The 18,431-nt window shown below is 60.2% G+C and carries 20 protein-coding genes; 16 read left to right on the top strand and 4 right to left on the bottom strand.

The features are described from left to right. Positions 1 to 10 precede the first annotated feature (10 nt). The 16 genes from phnG (at position 11) to ACIK7D_RS07355 (ending at position 14,358) form a co-directional block, all read left to right on the top strand. A complete protein-coding gene (gene phnG / locus ACIK7D_RS07280) occupies positions 11 to 472 on the top strand; it encodes a phosphonate C-P lyase system protein PhnG (RefSeq protein WP_400155955.1) in 462 nt (153 codons plus the stop codon). Beyond that, on the top strand, positions 472 to 1,080 hold the full coding sequence (gene phnH / locus ACIK7D_RS07285) for a phosphonate C-P lyase system protein PhnH (protein WP_400155956.1): 609 nt from the start codon (positions 472 to 474) through the stop codon (positions 1,078 to 1,080). The genes phnG and phnH overlap by 1 nt, the downstream gene beginning before the upstream one ends. A 1-nt stretch (position 1,081) precedes the next feature. Continuing rightward, entirely contained in the window at positions 1,082 to 2,191 is a 1,110-nt protein-coding gene (locus ACIK7D_RS07290; RefSeq protein ID WP_400155957.1) for a carbon-phosphorus lyase complex subunit PhnI, read from the top strand. A gap of 133 nt (positions 2,192 to 2,324) precedes the next feature. After that, positions 2,325 to 3,227, top strand: coding sequence for an alpha-D-ribose 1-methylphosphonate 5-phosphate C-P-lyase PhnJ (locus tag ACIK7D_RS07295; RefSeq protein WP_400155958.1), 903 nt, complete (start codon positions 2,325 to 2,327; stop codon positions 3,225 to 3,227). Beyond that, a complete protein-coding gene (phnK, locus tag ACIK7D_RS07300) occupies positions 3,224 to 4,000 on the top strand; it encodes a phosphonate C-P lyase system protein PhnK (RefSeq protein WP_400155959.1) in 777 nt (258 codons plus the stop codon). The genes ACIK7D_RS07295 and phnK overlap by 4 nt, the downstream gene beginning before the upstream one ends. Before the next feature lie 4 nt (positions 4,001 to 4,004). Then, the gene (phnL, locus tag ACIK7D_RS07305) at positions 4,005 to 4,712 is read left to right on the top strand and encodes a phosphonate C-P lyase system protein PhnL (protein ID WP_003524417.1); all 708 of its coding nucleotides are present in this window, start codon (positions 4,005 to 4,007) and stop codon (positions 4,710 to 4,712) included. Further along, positions 4,709 to 5,326, top strand: a complete 618-nt coding sequence (locus ACIK7D_RS07310) for a DapH/DapD/GlmU-related protein (RefSeq protein WP_400155960.1) — start codon at positions 4,709 to 4,711, stop codon at positions 5,324 to 5,326. Before phnL ends, ACIK7D_RS07310 begins: the two co-directional genes overlap by 4 nt. Positions 5,327 to 5,563: 237 nt before the next feature. Further along, on the top strand, positions 5,564 to 6,424 hold the full coding sequence (gene phnC / locus ACIK7D_RS07315; RefSeq protein ID WP_035264410.1) for a phosphonate ABC transporter ATP-binding protein: 861 nt from the start codon (positions 5,564 to 5,566) through the stop codon (positions 6,422 to 6,424). Positions 6,425 to 6,509: 85 nt separating this feature from the next. Then, complete coding sequence (gene phnD / locus ACIK7D_RS07320) at positions 6,510 to 7,415, top strand: phosphonate ABC transporter substrate-binding protein (protein WP_065114564.1); 906 nt, start codon at positions 6,510 to 6,512, stop codon at positions 7,413 to 7,415. Positions 7,416 to 7,485: 70 nt separating this feature from the next. Beyond that, positions 7,486 to 8,472, top strand: coding sequence for a phosphonate ABC transporter, permease protein PhnE (gene phnE, locus ACIK7D_RS07325; protein WP_400155961.1), 987 nt, complete (start codon positions 7,486 to 7,488; stop codon positions 8,470 to 8,472). Further along, entirely contained in the window at positions 8,472 to 9,821 is a 1,350-nt protein-coding gene (gene phnE / locus ACIK7D_RS07330) for a phosphonate ABC transporter, permease protein PhnE (RefSeq protein WP_080818344.1), read from the top strand. The genes phnE (ACIK7D_RS07325) and phnE (ACIK7D_RS07330) overlap by 1 nt, the downstream gene beginning before the upstream one ends. Before the next feature lie 271 nt (positions 9,822 to 10,092). Further along, positions 10,093 to 10,791, top strand: coding sequence for a DUF1045 domain-containing protein (locus ACIK7D_RS07335; protein ID WP_400155962.1), 699 nt, complete (start codon positions 10,093 to 10,095; stop codon positions 10,789 to 10,791). Further along, positions 10,788 to 11,924 (top strand): alpha-D-ribose 1-methylphosphonate 5-triphosphate diphosphatase, encoded by a 1,137-nt coding sequence (locus ACIK7D_RS07340; RefSeq protein ID WP_400155963.1) that lies wholly within the window; start codon positions 10,788 to 10,790, stop codon positions 11,922 to 11,924. The genes ACIK7D_RS07335 and ACIK7D_RS07340 overlap by 4 nt, the downstream gene beginning before the upstream one ends. Next, positions 11,921 to 12,520: a phosphonate metabolism protein/1,5-bisphosphokinase (PRPP-forming) PhnN gene (gene phnN, locus ACIK7D_RS07345; RefSeq protein ID WP_170985795.1), complete on the top strand. Its 600-nt coding sequence runs from the start codon at positions 11,921 to 11,923 to the stop codon at positions 12,518 to 12,520. The genes ACIK7D_RS07340 and phnN overlap by 4 nt, the downstream gene beginning before the upstream one ends. An 87-nt stretch (positions 12,521 to 12,607) precedes the next feature. After that, positions 12,608 to 13,648: an AraC family transcriptional regulator gene (locus ACIK7D_RS07350; RefSeq protein WP_003524402.1), complete on the top strand. Its 1,041-nt coding sequence runs from the start codon at positions 12,608 to 12,610 to the stop codon at positions 13,646 to 13,648. A 464-nt stretch (positions 13,649 to 14,112) separates the two neighbouring features. Beyond that, positions 14,113 to 14,358: a LuxR C-terminal-related transcriptional regulator gene (locus tag ACIK7D_RS07355; RefSeq protein WP_137004198.1), complete on the top strand. Its 246-nt coding sequence runs from the start codon at positions 14,113 to 14,115 to the stop codon at positions 14,356 to 14,358. A gap of 221 nt (positions 14,359 to 14,579) precedes the next feature. On the opposite strand, the gene ACIK7D_RS07360 is transcribed toward ACIK7D_RS07355, so the two are convergent. The 4 genes from ACIK7D_RS07360 to exbB form a co-directional block, all read right to left on the bottom strand. After that, a complete protein-coding gene (locus tag ACIK7D_RS07360) occupies positions 14,580 to 15,569 on the bottom strand; it encodes an Ldh family oxidoreductase (RefSeq protein ID WP_400155964.1) in 990 nt (329 codons plus the stop codon). Positions 15,570 to 15,719: 150 nt separating this feature from the next. Further along, on the bottom strand, positions 15,720 to 16,649 hold the full coding sequence (locus ACIK7D_RS07365; RefSeq protein WP_127756674.1) for an energy transducer TonB: 930 nt from the start codon (positions 16,647 to 16,649) through the stop codon (positions 15,720 to 15,722). Next, positions 16,646 to 17,122, bottom strand: coding sequence for a TonB system transport protein ExbD (gene exbD / locus ACIK7D_RS07370; RefSeq protein ID WP_080818355.1), 477 nt, complete (start codon positions 17,120 to 17,122; stop codon positions 16,646 to 16,648). Before exbD ends, ACIK7D_RS07365 begins: the two co-directional genes overlap by 4 nt. Before the next feature lie 6 nt (positions 17,123 to 17,128). After that, positions 17,129 to 18,337 (bottom strand): tonB-system energizer ExbB, encoded by a 1,209-nt coding sequence (exbB, locus tag ACIK7D_RS07375; RefSeq protein WP_400155965.1) that lies wholly within the window; start codon positions 18,335 to 18,337, stop codon positions 17,129 to 17,131. Positions 18,338 to 18,431 lie beyond the last annotated feature (94 nt).

Here is an 18,431-nt window from a genome sequence, read left to right on the forward strand (position 1 = left end):
AGGTCAAGCGATGATTCACGAAACTGCGGATTTGCATGCAGACAGAAAGCGGGTGGCGGCGATTCTTGCCCGCGCCACCGTGCACGAACTCGAAAGCGTCTGGAACCGGCAGGATGAGAGCCCCCGGACGGAAAATGTGCGCGGGCCGGAAACCGGCCTCGTCATGGTAAAGGGCCGCATCGGCGGCGGCGGCGCACCCTTCAATCTGGGTGAGACGACCGTAACACGGGCAACCGTCAAGCTTGCCTCGGGCACCGTCGGTCACGCCCATGTTCTCGGCACCGGCCGCAAGAAGGCCTGGTACGCCGCCGTTTTCGATGCGCTCTGGCAAGAAAGCCCGACCCGCGGCTTCATCGAAACCGAGCTTCTTTCACCGGTCGAGAAACGACTGGCCGAGGAGAAGGACAGGAAAACAAAAGAGACCGCCGCCACCCGGGTCGATTTCTTCACCATGGTTCGAGGAGAAGATTGATGAGCGTCAAGGCCGAAGCATTGACGGGCGGTTTTTCCGACGCCGTCTTCGATTCCCAACGGATTTTCAAGAAACTCATGGATGGCATGGCCCGGCCGGGCACGCCGCAGACAATCGAAACCGCGGTCGCCCCGCCATCGCCTCTCGCCCCCGCCACCGGCGCGGTCCTGCTGGCGCTCTGCGATCACGATACGCCGGTCTGGCTGAGCGGCGCCCTGCGGAAAACCACCGTCCCCGGCTGGATCGGATTTCATACCGGTGCGGTTCCGACTGAAGAAAAAAGCGCAGCGCATTTCGCCGTCATCGAAGCGGGCAGCGCCATAGCCTCCTTCGGTCTCTTCGCGCAGGGAAGTCAGGAATATCCCGACCGCTCCACCACGCTCATCATCGAGTTGCCTGATCTGGATGGCGGGCGGGAATTGCTGCTCTCCGGCCCCGGTATCCGCCACGTCAACATCATCAGCCCCACCGGCCTGCCGGACATATTCCCGCGGCTGTGGGCGGAGAACAACGCCATTTTCCCGCGCGGCGTCGACGTCATCCTGACATCCGCCGACAGATTTGTCTGCCTGCCGCGCACGACGCGCATTCAACCCGTGGAGGCGTAAGATGTATGTTGCTGTCAAAGGCGGGGAAACCGCCATTGCCAACGCCCACCGGCTTCTGGCCGACAAGCGGCGCGGAGACCGCGACATGCCCGCCATGACGGTGTCGCAGATCGTTTCGCAGCTTTCGCTCGCCGTCGACCGGGTGATGGCGGAAGCGTCTCTTTACGATCAGTCACTTGCAGCCCTTGCCGTCAAGCAGGCCCGCGGCGACATGATCGAGGCCATTTTTCTGCTGCGCGCCTACCGCACGACCCTGCCGCGTTTCGGTTATTCGGTTCCGGTGGATACCGCTGACATGACGGTGCAGCGGCGTGTTTCCGCGACCTACAAGGATTTGCCGGGCGGGCAATTGCTGGGGCCGACCTTCGATTACACCCATCGCCTGCTCGATCCTTCGCTTCTCGAGGACGAGGCCGTTGAGACAGCCACCCAGCGCGAAGGCGAGCCGGAACATGTCATGCGAGTTTCCGATATTCTGGCGCAAGAGGGACTGATCGAGACCGACGGCGATATGCCGGCTGACCATATTGCCGGCGACCTGACGCGGGAGCCGATGGAATTTCCGATGCCGCGTGACCTACGCCTGCAATCGCTGGCGCGCGGTGATGAGGGTTTCCTTCTGGCGCTCGCTTATTCGACGCAACGTGGTTACGGCCGCACCCATCCGTTCGTCGGTGAAATCCGCATCGGCGAGGTCGAGGTTGAACTGGACGTGCCGGAACTCGGCTTCTCCGTCTCGCTTGGCGACATACAGGTCACCGAATGCCAGATGGTCAACCAGTTCAAGGGTTCGGCCAAGGCGCCGCCGCAATTCACCCGCGGCTACGGTCTGGTGTTCGGCCAGAGCGAGCGCAAGGCGATGGCCATGTCGCTGGTCGACCGGGCGCTGCGGGCGGGCGAATTCGGCGAGGACGTCGTGGCCCCCGCGCAGGACGAGGAATTCGTCATTTCACACGCCGACAACGTTCAGGCGACGGGTTTCGTAGAACATCTGAAACTGCCGCATTACGTGGATTTCCAGGCCGAACTCGGTCTGGTCAGGAAAATGCGTGCCGATTTCGAAGCGATTAACGCCGATGGTGCGGAATGGATGGGCGATGCGGCCGAGTAGCTCAGCGGCTGTGTTGCTCGCCAAACCAGTAAGCGCAAAAGACGGTCGATGCTGCAAACACAGCAAAGAACACGGCTGCAAGAATTCCAATCTCCATGAGCTTGTACTCCTTTTTTCACAAGGCTAACGCGCAATGCTTGAAGAAGTTTCATTTGACGACGGGCTGGCTGCCTACAACTTCGCCTATCTGGACGAACAGACCAAGCGGATGATCCGCCGGGCGATCCTGAAAGCCATCGCCATTCCCGGTTATCAGGTTCCCTTCGCTTCCCGCGAAATGCCCATGCCCTATGGCTGGGGCACCGGCGGTGTGCAGGTAACCGCTTCCATCCTCGGCCCAGAGGATGTGCTGAAGGTTATCGATCAGGGCGCGGACGACACGACCAATGCGGTTTCCATCCGCGCCTTTTTCCAGAAGGTGGCAAATGTTGCCGTCACCACCCGCACCAGGGATGCAACCATCATCCAGACGCGGCACCGTATTCCCGAAGAGGAACTGCATTCGGGTCAGGTCCTCGTCTATCAGGTTCCCATTCCCGAGCCGTTACGCTTCCTCGAACCGCGCGAGACCGAAACGCGTGTCATGCACGCGCTGGAGGAATACGGCCTGATGCATGTCAAGCTTTACGAGGACATCGCCCGCAACGGACGCATCTCCACCACCTATGCCTATCCGGTGAAGGTGGCCGGGCGTTACGTGATGGACCCCTCGCCGACGCCGAAATTCGACAATCCGAAAATGAATATGTCGGACGCCCTGCAGCTCTTCGGCGCAGGACGCGAAAAGCGCATCTATGCCGTGCCACCCTATACCGACGTCGTCAGCCTCGATTTCGAGGACCATCCCTTCGAAATCCAGCGCTTCGACAAGCCCTGCGCGCTGTGCGGTGCGGAGAATGTCTATCTGGACGAGGTGGTGCTTGATGATAAGGGCGGGCGGATGTTCGTCTGCTCCGATACCGACCATTGCGAGGACCGCCGCGCCCATGGCCACAAGGGCCATCTGCTGGCGGATGTGAAGGAGGCCGCAGAATGAGCGACGCACCGCTTCTGAAAGTCAGGGACGTTTCTAAATATTATGGCGACCGCGCCGGCTGCCGCAACGTCTCCTTCGAGCTTTATCCGGGCGAGGTTCTGGCCATTGTCGGTGAATCCGGTTCCGGCAAGACCACGCTACTCAACTGCATTTCCACCCGGCTGATCCCAACGGCGGGCAGCGTGGAATATCGCATGCGCGACGGTTCGGTACGTGACCTTTACCACATGGGTGAGGCTGAACGGCGTTTCCTGATGCGCACCGACTGGGGCTTCGTGCACCAGAACCCGGCGGACGGGCTGCGCATGGCGGTTTCGGCCGGCGCCAATGTCGGCGAGCGGCTGATGGCCGTCGGCAACCGACATTACGGCAATATCCGGCAATCGGCCAGCGAATGGCTGGAGCGGGTGGAAATCGGCACCGACCGCATCGATGACCAGCCGCGCGCTTTTTCCGGCGGCATGCGGCAGCGCCTGCAGATCGCCCGCAACCTCGTCACCTCGCCGCGCCTCGTCTTCATGGACGAACCGACCGGCGGCCTTGATGTCTCCGTGCAGGCGCGCCTGCTCGATCTGGTCCGCGGTCTGGTCAACGATCTCGGTCTCGCCGTCGTCGTCGTCACCCATGATCTGGCCGTGGCGCGGCTGCTTTCCCATCGCATGATGGTGATGAAAGGCGGTGACGTCATCGAGCACGGACTGACCGATCGGGTGCTGGACGATCCGCGCGAGCCCTACACGCAATTGCTTGTTTCCTCTATTCTGCAGGTTTGACGCCATGCCGACGCCTCTCATCGTTTCGGAAGTCTTCAAAAGCTTCACCATGCATCTTCGCGACGGTATCGAATTGCCCGTTGTGCGCGATGTCAATTTCTCCGTTTGCGGCGGCGAATGCGTCGTGCTCGGCGGTCCCTCCGGCATCGGCAAAAGCTCGATCCTGAAAATGCTCTATGGCAATTACGCCATCGACAGCGGGCAGATTCTCGTCCGTCATGAGGGCCAGGTCGTCGATATCGGCAACGCCTCGCCGCGCACGATCCTCGATATTCGTCACCGCACCATCGGTTATGTCAGCCAGTTCCTGCGCACCGTGCCGCGTGTCGCTGCCATAGATGTCGTCGCCGAGCCGCTTCTGGCGCGCAAGGTTGCCGCCGATGAAGCCCGCGAACATGCAGCCATGCTGCTTTCGAAGCTCAACCTGCCACGGGAACTATGGTCGCTCCCGCCTGCGACCTTTTCGGGCGGCGAGCAGCAGCGCGTGAATATCGCACGCGGTTTCATCACCGACCATGCGATCCTGCTTCTGGACGAGCCGACAGCCTCGCTGGACGCCCTTAACCGGCGTGTCGTCGTCGATATGATCGTCGAGAAAAAACAGAAGGGCACGGCACTGCTCGGCATTTTCCATGACGAGGAGGTGCGGGAAGCCGTCGCCGACCGCATTCTGGACGTCTCACAGTTTTCTCCCAGAAAGGCAGCGGCATGAGCGTCAAGGTCGGCCTGGAACCCGTCATCCATGAGACCGCCCGTGTCAGCAATTCCTCGATTGGCCGCTATACCGAAGTTTCGGAACGCTGCCGCATCGAGGAGGTCGAGATGGGCGATTACTCCTATGTCATGCAGGATGGTGCGATCTGGTGCGCCACCATCGGCAAATTCGTCAACATCGCCGCTTCCGTCCGCATCAACGCCACCAATCACCCGATGCAGCGGGCGACGCTGCATCACTTCACCTATCGTGCCCACAGCTATTGGGACGATGCGGAGGATGAGACGGACTTCTTCGCCGCCCGCCGCGCCAAACGCGTGATCATCGGCCATGATGTGTGGATCGGCCATGGTGCGACGATCCTGCCCGGCGTCACGGTCGGAAATGGCGCGGTGATCGGGGCGGGTGCAGTCGTCTCAAAAGACGTCGCGCCCTATACCATCGTCGGCGGCGTGCCCGCCCGGCTGATCCGGGAGCGCTTCCCGGCGGAACTGGGCCGGCAAATGGATAATCTGAAGTGGTGGGACTGGGACCACGCTACATTGCGCGTCGCTCTCGACGATTTCCGCAGCCTGGACGCCGAGGATTTCGTCGCGAAATATGGCGGATGAAATCTCACTCTGCCGAACACCTGCAAATCCCGGGACACAAATCCCGGGATTTTTGTTTATGCGATCAAAAAAGACACGCGGATTTGAACGGTCCGAGATTCCTCCCGAAAGCTTTGTCGGCAAACAGGCGGACATGAGATCCTTGAAATCTGTAATATTTTATTCATCAAACTGACATCCACACTTCACGCACCGCTGTTACGCCGAACCCCGTCAAAAAGAAGATTGGACGGGGAAATGAGCTTTCACCTGAAGCAAGTCACGCGCCGTTTCGGCAACCACACTGCGGTCGATTCCGTGAATGTCGAAATTCCGCAGGGCCAGATGGTTGGCGTTATCGGACGCTCGGGTGCGGGAAAATCGACGCTGCTGCGCATGATCAACCGCCTCGTCGATCCGTCCTCGGGTTCCATCCATTTCAACGACACGGAAGTTTCGGCGCTGAAGGGTGCTGCGCTTCGCAGCTGGCAGCGCGACTGCGCCATGATCTTCCAGCAGTTCAATCTGGTGCCGCGCCTCGATGTTCTCACCAATGTCATGCTCGGTCGCCTCAACCACCGTTCAACGGCGCTCAGCCTGTTCAACATCTTCACCAATGATGAGCGCCTGATGGCGATAGCCGCCCTGGAAAGGCTCGGCATCGAACATGTGGCCATGCAGGCTGCCGGCACGCTTTCCGGCGGTCAGCAGCAGCGCGTCGCCATCGCCCGCGCCCTGATGCAGTCTCCGAAGATGGTTCTGGCCGATGAGCCGATCGCATCGCTCGACCCGCTCAATGCCAAGATTGTGATGGACGCGCTGCGCGACATCAACGAGCGCGAGGGCATCACTGTCATCACCAACCTGCATACGCTGGATACGGCGCGCAATTATTGCGAACGCATCATCGGCATGTCTCAGGGCCGCGTCGTTTTCGACGGAACCCCTACTGAGCTGACGGCTGCGGCCGTTACGGAGATTTACGGAACCGATTCGCAGGGGTCGGGCATCGATGAGACCATGACCTCGACCAGCATCAATATTCCCGGCGCGCAGCTTCCCGCGCGTCCGGTGCAGCAATCTGCCGGCCCCGAACCGCTCGCTCTCGCCGGGCTCTGAGGAACCGCTCAGCATCGTTTGCGCCCGCGTCAAGGGCCGATACTTCACAACAAACTCCGGCTCGCCGGGAAACAGGAGAAAGTCCATGTTGAAGAAAGTCCTTCTTTCGGCAGTCGCCCTTGGCGTTCTGGCCGGTTCCGCCATGGCTCAGGACGTCAAGGTTCTGCGCATCGGTCTCGACGGTTCCGAAAACGAAGCCGACCAGATCCGCAACACCAAGTGCGTTGCCGATGGCCTGAAGGCCGCGACCGGCGTTTCCGAAGTTCAGGTTTTCCCGTCGCCGGACTATAACGGCGTCATCCAGGGCCTTCTCGGCGGCACCATCGACATCGCTTCCATGGGTGCGTCCTCCTACGCCAAGATCGCTCTGGCCGATCCGAAGGCCGTCGATCCGATCCTGACCACCGCCGGCGCCGATGGTTCGACCGGCTACTACACGATCATGGTTGCCCGCAAGGACAGCGGTATCAAGACGCTGGCTGACGCCAAGGGTAAGAAGATCGGCTTCGCCGACCCTGACTCCACCTCCGGCTTCCTCGTCCCGAACGTGGCTATCCCGAAGGAAACCGGCGTTCCGGTCAAGGAATACTTCTCCGAAACCGGCTTCGGCGGCGGCCATGAGAACCTCGTTCTCGCCGTTCTCGACAAGAAGTTCGACGTCGGCACCACCTTCGGTTCGGGCGTCGGCAAGTGGGAAGAAGGCTACACCGCCGGCAACCTCTACCAGATGGTCAAGAAGGGCAACCTCGACATGGACGATATCGTCGAAGTCTGGAAGTCGCCGCTGATCCCGAACGGCCCGCTGATGGTCACCAACAAGCTCGGCGATGCGATGAAGCAGAAGGTCGAAGACTTCTTCATGGAACTGCCGAAGAAGGATCTGGCCTGCTTCCAGGGCTTCACCCAGGGCAAGAACACCGCCTACATCAAGGTCGATCCGTCCTTCTACCAGACGATCATCGACGCCCGTAAGTCCGTTATCGGCGGCTGATCCTCAGATGATATCTGGAAGCGGCGGTGCCTCGCGGCGCCGCCGCTTTTGCCAATAAAGGAAAAGCGGCATGGCGACCACACTGCACCCCGGCACCCTCTCGCCCGAGGGATTGAGCGCATCGTCCCAGACGGTCATGCGCCATTATCGACGGCAGCTTGCGACACGGCGGATTTACACCGTCATTTCGCTCGTGATCTTCCTCGTCATCCTCGCCGCCTCCCTGAATTTCGCCAATGCGGCCAATTCGGGCAAGTTCTTCGAGCGCCTGCCCTATTTCTTCGATTTCATGAAGACTTTCGTGCCGGACAGCCCGCTGGAAATCTTTCGGGCAATGTTCGACCTGCCGTCGCCCTATGCGGACGGTTCGCTGAAATATAATTATGTCGCGGATCGCGTTTACATCACCGACAGCTTTTATATTCCGCACTTCATCTATCAGTTGATCATCACACTGAATATTGCGCTGGTCTCGACAATCATCGGCACCGGCTTCGCCTTCGTGCTCTGCTTCTTCGCCTCCACCAATCTCGTCGGCGCCGGCCTCGTGCGCTGGGTGGTGCGCCGGGTAATGGAAGTCCTGCGCGCCTTTCCGGAAATCGTCGTCGCCGGGTTGCTCACCGCCATCCTGTCGATCGGTCCTATCGCCGCGATCATCGCGATTTCTGTCCACACGATCGGCGCTTTGGGCAAGCTGTTCTTCGAAGTGGTGGAAAATGCCGACATGAAGCCGGATGAAGGCTTGCGCGCCGCCGGCGCCAACTGGCTGGAACGGGTGCGCTTCGCCATCGTGCCGCAGGTTCTGCCCAATTTCGTGTCCTATGCGCTGCTGCGCGCCGAAATCAACGTGCGCGCCTCCACCATCATCGGTGCGGTCGGCGGCGGCGGCATCGGCGAGGTGTTCCGGCTGTCGATCGGTAACGATCATGCATCGAAGACCTATGCCATCATCATCCTTCTGCTGATCACCATCATCGCCGTCGACCAGTTTTCCGGCTGGCTGCGCCGCAGGCTGATCGGCCATCAATCCTTCGAATTCGGACGGGGAGCGGCCTGATGTCGTCCAGCTTCATTCTCAACACCGCCGACCGCGAGAGGCTGACGGCCGCACATCCGCAAGTATTCAACCGCAGTTTCATGCAGCGATATGGTCTGCTCGTCGGCCTTCTCGCCGTCACCGTCTATCTTATCGGCTGCTTTTTCTTCTTCAATGTCGGTCCAGCCTTCATGCAGGGCCGTTGGGATCGCGCCTCGAGCTATATTCAGGACTGGTATTCCTGGCGTGCCCAGCCGCGCCTGCGCTTCGAAGACGGCAAGGTTGAGCCGCAATGGTCGAGCCGCGGCCAATATCCGGTCGATGCAAAGATCGACTGGCTGCAGCCCCTGCCGGGCGGCGGCTATAGCGTCATTTATGGAAGCATGGAAAACCGACTCGACGTGACCCCGACCCGGGTGGATGTTTATGTCGACGGCAAGAACTACCCTGTCATCATCAACGACGATGCGGCGGTCGCGCCGCAGGGCTTGCCCGACGAAATCCAGCAGGATGGCAAGAAAGTGCTCGTGCATTACGGTTTTGCCGGTCAGGCGGAGATCCGCACCAGTCAGGTCTATGTGCAGCGCCGGTTCCTCGGATGGGCGAATTTCCTGTTCGACACCAAATCGGAATTCTGGGGCAAGGGCTATGGCGAACTCGCTGCGCTGGCTCTGTGGGGAGAAAGGCTCGATCCCGAGCGCTCCAATATCGGCCACATGGTCGATGATTTCCTCGACAACAGCGTCTGGCAGCATGCCGATATTCTTTCCAAGCTGATGCAGACATTGGTCATGGCTTTCGTAGGCACGCTGTTCGGCACGCTCGTCGCCCTGCCGCTCGCCTTCATCGCGGCGCGCAACATCACCGCCAACAAGGCTGCGAACTGGGGCATGAAGCGGCTGTTCGACTTCCTGCGCTCCATCGACATGCTGATCTGGGCGCTGTTCTTCACCCGCAGCTTCGGGCCCGGACCAATCCCCGGCATTGCCGCGATCTTCTTCACCGATACCGGCGCGCTCGGCAAGGTTTATGCCGAGGCGCTGGAAAATGTCGACGACAAGCAGCGCGAGGGTGTCAAATCGGTCGGCGCGTCGCCGATTGCGGTCAACCGTTTCGGTGTGCTGCCGCAGGTCCTGCCGGTCTTCATTTCGCAGTCACTCTATTTCTGGGAAAGCAACACCCGCTCCGCCACCATCATCGGCGCGGTGGGCGCCGGCGGCATCGGTCTGAAACTACTGGAAGCGATGGGCACCAATGCCGACTGGGACAAGGTCGCCTATATGGTCCTGCTCATCCTCTTCGTCGTTTTCCTGTTCGACCATATCTCCAATTCGCTGCGTTCACGCCTGATTGGCAAGACACAGCACTGAGCATTAAGGGGATGGATGACGAAAATCGTAAAGAGTTTCGTCATCCCATCAGGAGGCTCATGCAGCCCTTATTCTGCCAGCCGCATCGCCTCATCATATCCGTCTGCGCCTTCAGCATATTCGGAAGGGTTACCGCATTTCCAATGCGCTTTTTTCCTTCGGCATCATCATTCTGTCACGGAAACCAATTACCTCGCACTCCTGACCTTGCGGGAAGCCGGCGAGTCACGCCAAATAGCTTCTCATCCCTGGTCTCCCATGACACTGAAGAGTGCTTGCCGTGCGCTATGCCATCTATTTTTCTCCGGCTAAAGATCACCCGCTGACTGAGGCTGCGTCACGCTGGCTGGGCCGCAATGCATTTTCCGGCACGCTGCATGACGACCACGACGACTATGCCGACATGACGGAGGAGCCACGCCGTTACGGTTTCCACGCGACCCTGAAGGCTCCTTTCGAGCTTGCCGAAAAATACAGCGAGGCGGAGCTGCTCACGGCCTTCGAAGATTTCGCGGCCAGCCAGTCCACCTTCGAAATTCCGCGTGTCGTCGTCGGTGCGCTCGGGCCCTTTTTTGCACTGGTCCCGGACCGCACCTATCAGCCGCTGCAGGATTTTGCCGCCGAGATCGTCGATCATTTCGACCGGTTTCGAGCGCCCCTGTCCGAGACCGATATTGCCCGTCGGCGGCCACAGATGCTGACGGAGAGCCAGCGGCAAAATCTGTCACTCTGGGGTTATCCGCATGTCATGGATGATTTCCGTTTTCACATGACGCTGACCGGCCGCATCGATGAAACCGAACAGCCCGCCATGCACGAGGTGCTTTCGGCGCGGTTTTCCGAATTCACCGATCGACCTCTCAGCATTTCCGGCCTCGCCTTGTTCATTGAAGAAAAGCGCGGCGCGCCCTTTACCGTTCACAGCTGGCACCCCCTTGGCCAGCAACCAAAGAAAGATGCGAACCCATGACCGAGCACGCCCTTTCCAATGCCCGTATCGTTCTGGAAGACGATATTATTCTGGGCTCCGTCCTGATCCGTGACGGCAAGATCGCCGATATCAGCGAAGGTGCTTCCAAAACCGGCGAAGACCTGGAAGGTGATTATTTGATCCCGGGTCTGGTGGAACTGCATACCGACCATCTTGAGCAGCATTATTCACCGCGCCCCGGCGTGATCTGGGACAAGATCGCCGCCATTCAGGCCCATGACGCCCAGGTGGCCGCCTCCGGCATCACCACCGTATTTGACTGCCTCCGGCTCGGTTCGGATGAAGACGGCGGCTTCAAGAAGGGTGAAATGCGCGAAATGGCTGACGCCATCGAGGCCGCGGCGGATCAGAACCGCCTTCGTTCGGATCACCTGCTGCATCTGCGCTGCGAAGTCGCCTCCTCGGATGTGCTGGAACATTTCGAAGACTTCGAAACCGATCCGCGCGTGCGGCTGATTTCTCTGATGGACCACTCCCCGGGGCAGCGCCAGTTCCAGTCGATGGATCAATATATCTTCTATTACCAGAAAAAGCGTGGGCTGAGCGACGAGGCTTTCGCCGAGTTCGTGCGGCGTCGGCAGACAGCCTCGGCGGAATATTCCGCCAGGCACCGCGATTATCTGGCCGCCCGCTGCGCCGAGCGCGGCATTACCGTCGCAAGCCATGACGACGCCACCGAAGCGCATGTCGGCGAGGCTATCGGCCACGGCGTGAAACTGGCGGAATTCCCCACCAGCGTCGAGGCTGCAAAAGCCTCGCACAGCGCCGGCATGAGCGTGCTGATGGGCGCGCCGAACATCGTTCGCGGCAAGTCCCACTCCGGCAACATTGCCGCCCGCGATCTTGCCGAGATCGGCGTGCTGGATGTTCTTTCTTCCGACTATGTGCCCTTCAGCCTGCTCTTCGCGCCATTCCTGCTCGCCGATCAGGTAGAAGCCATCAGCCTGCCGGAAGCGCTGCGCATGGTCACCGCCACGCCGGCGCGCACCGTGGGCCTTCTTGATCGCGGTCGTATCGCGACGGGATTGCGGGCCGATCTGGTCCGGGTTCACCGCGAAGATGGTGTGCCGGTCGCCCGCTCCGTCTGGCGTCAGGGCAAGCGCGTGGCATGACCCACGATGGGCAGGATAGCCGGCGCGCGGCATCGCCCGGCACGATGATCGTGATTGTCGGCCCGAGCGGGGCCGGCAAGGACACGCTGATGGACTATGCCGCAGCGCGACTGTGCGGACGGCCGGGCTTTCACTTCACCCGCCGCGTCATTACCCGCAGCGGCGATGCGGGGGGTGAAAACCACGATGCCGTTTCGATGCACGAGTTCAACCGGCTGGAAGATGAGGGCGCCTTCGCGGTGTCCTGGCAGGCGCATGGACTGAAATATGGCATCCCGGCCGCTGTCTATCGTCATCTCAATGCGGGAGACGTGGTCATCGCCAACGGTTCGCGTTCCGCCCTACCGCATTTCGGCACCGCCTTTTCCCGTCTTAAGGTCTTGAACATCGTTGCGCGGCCGGAGGTGCTGGCAAGGCGGCTGGAGCAGCGCGGGCGGGAAAGCCGGGACGATATTCTTCGGCGGCTGGAACGCAGTTCGCTGACGGTCGCTGGAAATTTCGACGTCACGACCGTCGATAATAGCGGCGCTATCGAAGATGCCGGCCAAGCCATCATGCAGGTGCTGGAGCAAAGCGCAGATACCGACCGCACTTAAAATCCCGGAGCCCGGCTGCTCGACAAACGCTCTTTCAAGGCTTACCATCAGGCGACAATTTCCAAACATGGTACGCCAAGGCGAGGGATGCCCGAGAAGAGGGTCAGTGACGAGATAAGTGTGGTGGCCGGTCTGGCTGCCGGCGTCAGCAATTATGCCCGGTCACGGGGCATCGATATCGCGCCGATCTGCAAGGCTCTGGACATTGATCCAGCCACATTCAGCAGCCTGACGGAACGCATCAGCCTCGATAGATTTTCCCGCCTGCTCGAAACCTGCGCACTGATTTCCGGCGACGACGCCTTCGGTCTGCAATGCGCCTCCACCTTTCCAGCGGGTGCATCCGGCGCGTTCGGATATGGGCTGATCAGCGCACCGACGGTAAGGGCATTCCTGCGTTTTCTTCAGGACCATGTTTATTACGCGACCAATAACAGCAATTTCACCATGGTAACGGATGCCACGCAGGTAACCCTGTCATGGTCCTTCGCGCCGGTTATCGCCAAACGCGATCAATATGTGGATTTGTCGCTCGCCGTCCTGGTACAGCGTCTCCGTGATATTCTCGGAGATCGCATCAACCAGATCGAGATCGGTCTGGAGCGGCCGAAACCGAATAATATTCAGCTATTTAAAGAAAGAATGACCAGGCGCGTCAGTTTTTCCCAGCCCATCCATACCATGCGTCTTCCGGTATCGCTTCTCGATGTGGTCAATCCGAATGCGGATGAGCGGCTGTTCGAGCTGATGAACCTGCAATGCCGCATGTTGCGACCGGAAACATCGGCGGACGCGACCCATTTCATTGACCAGGTGAAGCGGTACATGCAGATGCGGCTGTCGGATGCCGAGCTTTCGCTCGGCGAGATCGCTCCCTATTTCAACCTGTCGGAGCGGAGTTTTCAACGGCGGCTCGCAGAGCTCGGCACCAATCTCAACGAGATAAAGGATGCCATTCGCAAAAATGCCGGTTTCAAACTCCTCGTGGAAAGCGATCTTCCGGTATCCGACATCAGTTACAGGCTTGGCTATTCGACACCCGGTGCGTTTTCGCGTTCCGTCTCCCGCTGGTTCGGGGCGACACCGACCGACATTCGCAAGAAACACGCGCATCATTCCGCCGGATGATACATGTTGACGGCATCAATATTTCGAAATGACCCATTAGATTTGAGAAATATGTCGGCGCTCATCGCAATATGTGCCGAAACATAACAATAAAACGAAAAACTTGGCGCGCGATGTTATTCTATCGGTGAAGCACATCGCCTATTAGAGCGCCGCATATCCTTCGGGTGTGACGAAAACATTCCAGAGCTTTGAAGCTGCATTTCACGCCAGACCGATTGTGGGTCTCTGGCAATATCGATGTTGCAGTTCCTTTCAATGCACAGAACAGAGCGTCCGCGCCGGATCGGCTGGCTGCGAAAGCGGCCCTTTATTGCATAATTACCAATGCCAGATGAAACCTATTGGCGAAATTAGCGTTTCTGTTCGCGTATAGACAGAGCGGTAAACGAGCTGGTTTCTGGGAATGAATCATTGACTGATCGCGCCCCGGGAAGGCCAATCTCTTTTAAGGCTGAAAGAAAATGTCTTCAAATACGCCGCATGAACATCGCCAGACGCGTGAAATTATCCTTTCGGAGCGTGAGCGGCATTATCTGGGGCTGGTCGCGCGGGGCAAGCATCCGTCCCACGTCGCCTTGATAACCGGCGCGGACGAAGCGGACGTGAAGGAAACCCTGGAAAGGGTGCGCCACAGGCTGGGTGCGGCCAATCTGCTGAATGCCGTCAGCATCGCCCTGCTGCGCGGCCTGATTGAGCAGGACGCATAATCGCCACCTGATCCATCCAAGCTTACGAGAGACGTCCCCTGCCGTAAGCTGAAAACCGAATGAGCGACTTTCTGCGTCAAAATCCTTCCATATCAATGGCGGGATGGCGGACCAAAAAGCGGGCTGGACATGATGTCCGGCCCTATCGACGCAAATGCAAAGCAGCGCTTTACGGTTTGCCCGGCGGGTCATAATCGACCCGCCGGGTTTTTATTGTCGCATCAGAGCGATTGAATTTCGGCCAGAATATCGCTTTCGATCACGATGCCGCTTTCCAGCGCCTGCCTGCGAATCCCCTGGCTGCGGCGGCCGGGCAGACGCACATTTTCCTGCTTTTCTATCTCGCCGGCGATGAGCGCCAGCCGCTCGGTAAAGGTCGCGCCACCCGAGGATACGGGGTCTATGGCGATGATCGTGTGGCCGAGAGACGGTGGCGCCCCCTTGTCGTCGAGAAGGGAAGATGCCTCGAATGCGAAGTTTCCGCCGGTAATCGCAGCGGCCATGATCTCCACCATCAAAGCCAGCGCAGCGCCCTTGGCCTCACCTGCGGGCACCATGGTTCCCTCTATGGCCTCTTCGGGATCGGTTGTCGGCCGGCCGTTTCGGTCGAGCGCCCAGTCGCCGGGGATGGTTTCACCCTTCTGGCGGGCCGCCATGATCTTTCCGCGCGCGACCTTGGAGAGCGCGAGATCGATGACCAGCGGATCGGCGCCGCTGACGGGGGTAGCGAAAGCGATTGGATTGGTTCCATAAAGCGGTTTGCTGCCGCCCCAGGGGGCCATGGATGCCGGGGCGTTGGCGAACATGAGCGCGACAAAACCCATTTCGGCGAGGCGCTCGACGGTTAGCGCCATGACACCCGCATGATGGGAGCGATGGATCGCTGCAAGCGCAATGCCCTGCTGCCGGACCATGTCCGGCAATTCCTCAAGGGCGCGATCAATCGCCGGATAGGCATAGCCGTGATTGGCGTCGACCGAGAGCACGCCCGGCTTCACGCGGGTCGTCACCGGACGCGCCTTGCCATCGACCTTTCCAACCCGCGCCTGCCGGACATAAACGGGGATGCGGCGAAAGCCGTGACCACCTTGGCCGGCCGCCTCGGAGGCGACGAGCGCCTTTGCCACCGAACGGGCGTTTTGCGGCAGAACGCCGTTGCGCTCAAAGATAGAGGATACGAGATCCTCCGCCTCTGCGATTGAGAATTTCATGATTTTCGTGATTCCTGTTGGCTTGCATGCGATGGGACGGATCGGTCCTACTTTGCGGTATACGGTCGCTGCAAATCAACATGGAAAATAAATCGGGCATCCCATCCTCTCCAGAGTCGGGATGGCCCTATGCGGTCGGGCTGCTTCACCCTACTTGAAAAGAATCGGCAGCGTAAAACTCGTATTTGCGCCTGGCGGCGGCGGCGAGACGGACGCTCTTTGTATGACGGCCAGAAGCTTCTGATCCATCGCCGAGTCACCGGTGGATGAAATAATCCTCGCACCGCCGACGGAACCGCCGCTGTCTATCTTGAATGAAACCGTAATGGTCATTCCCGATTTTCCAGCCGAACGCACCAGTCGCCGCTGCATCGCCGAGCGCACTTTCGCACCCCAATCGGCATTTGACATGGACGAGGATGAGAAGGAGCCGGCATTGCTGCGCGATGCCGCGGTCCGGTCGGACTGCTGGGCTTCAGCCTTCGCCGTTTCGCGCAGTTCCGATGCCTGCTGCGGTTTGGGACGCTGGCGCTCGACCTTCTTTTTCTCTTCCGGCTCTTTCTTTTCCACCTTCTTTTCGACGGGCGGCGGCGGAGGACGCATGACGGGCAGAGGAACCTCGACATTTTCGAGTTCCGCCATCATCTGCTCCTGAACGGGATCGACCGGCTCCACGGGTTCGGGAATTTCCTGCGGTTCGACGATCTCCTCGACCGGCGGTTCGGGCGGCTGCACCGGCTCTGGCGGCGGCGGCGGCGTTTCCGCAACCGGCTCCGGTGGCGGCGGCTCTTCCGGGGCGGCTTCCTCCACCGGTTCGCTGCTGTCGCTCTTCACCTCTTCGGCGTCTTCGACATCCTGCGCCGGGGTCGTTTCTTCGGTCTTGACGGCTTCCGGGATTGCCGCCATTTCGATCATGATAGCGGCAGGCGGCGGCCCGCCGGCATCCAGCTCCTCGGGCTCCTGCATGAGATAATAGGCAAAACCGGCGTGAACGCCCAGCATGAGCAGCGCCGCGGCGGACCACAGCGTCACTTCCCCGATACGGGAATGCCGGGCCTGCGGGTAGCCGTTTTCAGTCATGGCGCGGTTCCCGGCGCTGCGGGTTGGCCAGCGGCAGCGGGCTGCGATGCGGCAGCCGCGTTTTCCAATCCTACAAGGGCGATCTTCAGATAACCGGCATCTCTCAGCAGGTTCATGATTTCCATGAAGTGGCCGTAATCGACCGCCTTGTCGGCCCGCAGGAAGATGCGCGTATCCTTCTTGCCGCCCGTCTGCCGGTCGATGGCGGCCGCCAATGCTTCGCGGGCAACCGCATCATTACCGAGATTGAGCGAGAGATCGTCCTTGACCGTCAGATAAAGCGGCTCCTCCGGGCGTTCCGCCGGCTTTGCGGTGGATGCGGGCAGATCGACATTCACGTCGACGGTGGCGAGCGGTGCCGCCACCATGAAGATGATGAGCAGAACCAGCATCACGTCGATGAAGGGCGTAACATTGATCTCGTGGTTTTCGGAGAGATCGTCTCCGCTATTTTCGCGAATACCGCCAGCCATGGCCGATCACCGTCCAACCAGCGATACTGCGGGCTTACTGGTGCTGCCCGGCGGAATACGGCGGAAATCGAGATCGCGGCTGACGAGGCGTTCCACACCGGCTGCGGCATCCGCCAGCAGATGGCGGTAACCGGTGATGGAGCGGGCAAAGACGTTGTAGATCACCACGGCCGGAATGGCGGCGACAAGGCCGATGGCGGTGGCGAGCAGCGCTTCGGCAATGCCCGGCGCGACGACGGCAAGGTTGGTCGTCTGCGATTCCGAAATGCTGATGAAGGAGTTCATGATGCCCCAGACGGTGCCGAACAGACCGACGAAGGGAGCGGTGGAACCGATGGTCGCAAGAACACCGGTCCCGCGCGACATGCGGCGACCCGCATGGGTTTCGATACGCGACAGCGCCGAAGAGACACGCTCCTTGATACCGCCGCCATCCGTGTGTTCGACCACCGCATCGGAAAGCTGCATTTCGTGGGTTGCCATGCGCAGCATCAGTGCTGCCGGCCCGCCCTTCTTTTCGACGGCCTCGGTAGCCTCGGTCAGGGTTTTTGCCCTGCGAATGACCTTGAGCGTCGCGCCGGCGCGCACCCGCGCACCTGCAAGCTCGATAGACTTCGCAACCCAGACCGTCCACGTGACCAGAGATGCGAAGGCAAGGCCGATCATGACACCCTTTACGACCCAGTCGGCCGCCATGAACATGCCCCAGGGAGAAAGGTTGTGCGGGATATCCGCACGATGTTCAGCACTCGCGGGCTCGGTGCTGACAGGCTCTATCGGGGTCGCGGCTTCGTTCGGCGCGGTCGTCTGGCCCGTCTGTGCGGGTTGCTCGGCCTGCGTCGGCCGCGGCGCCAGGCCTTCGGCGCCCGGTGCGGTATCCGTCGCGGGCTGAGCGGGCGCAGGCTGGACCGGTGCGGGCTGAGTTGACTGAGGCTGCGAGGGTGCGGTGGCGGCCGGTTGTTCCGGTGCAGTCGCGGAAGGCTGGACCGGCGCGGCCGCCGGAGCGCTCGGTGTCGCAGGAGCGACCGGCTGAACCGCTTCCGTTTGCGGTGCGGGCTGTATCTGGGTTTCCGATGCCGTCTGAGCGAAAACCGCGCCGGCACTCAAGCCAGCACTCAGGCCGGCCAGCAAGGTGACAGTCATGGCAAGGGAGAGATGCCTTGTCGTGTTTGCCTTGTTGAAGGATACGGAAGAAGTTGAGGTCTCAGCTGACATAATTTTTATCCCGGATTTCCGTCGATGAACTCATCCGCAGATTGACCGGTTCCTGAAAACCGGGGTCATGAACGGATACCGTCGTGAAAGCTTG

Origin of the sequence: Agrobacterium sp. P15N1-A, assembly GCF_044626815.1 — a bacterium.
Taxonomy (GTDB): Bacteria; Pseudomonadota; Alphaproteobacteria; order Rhizobiales; family Rhizobiaceae; genus Agrobacterium; species Agrobacterium leguminum.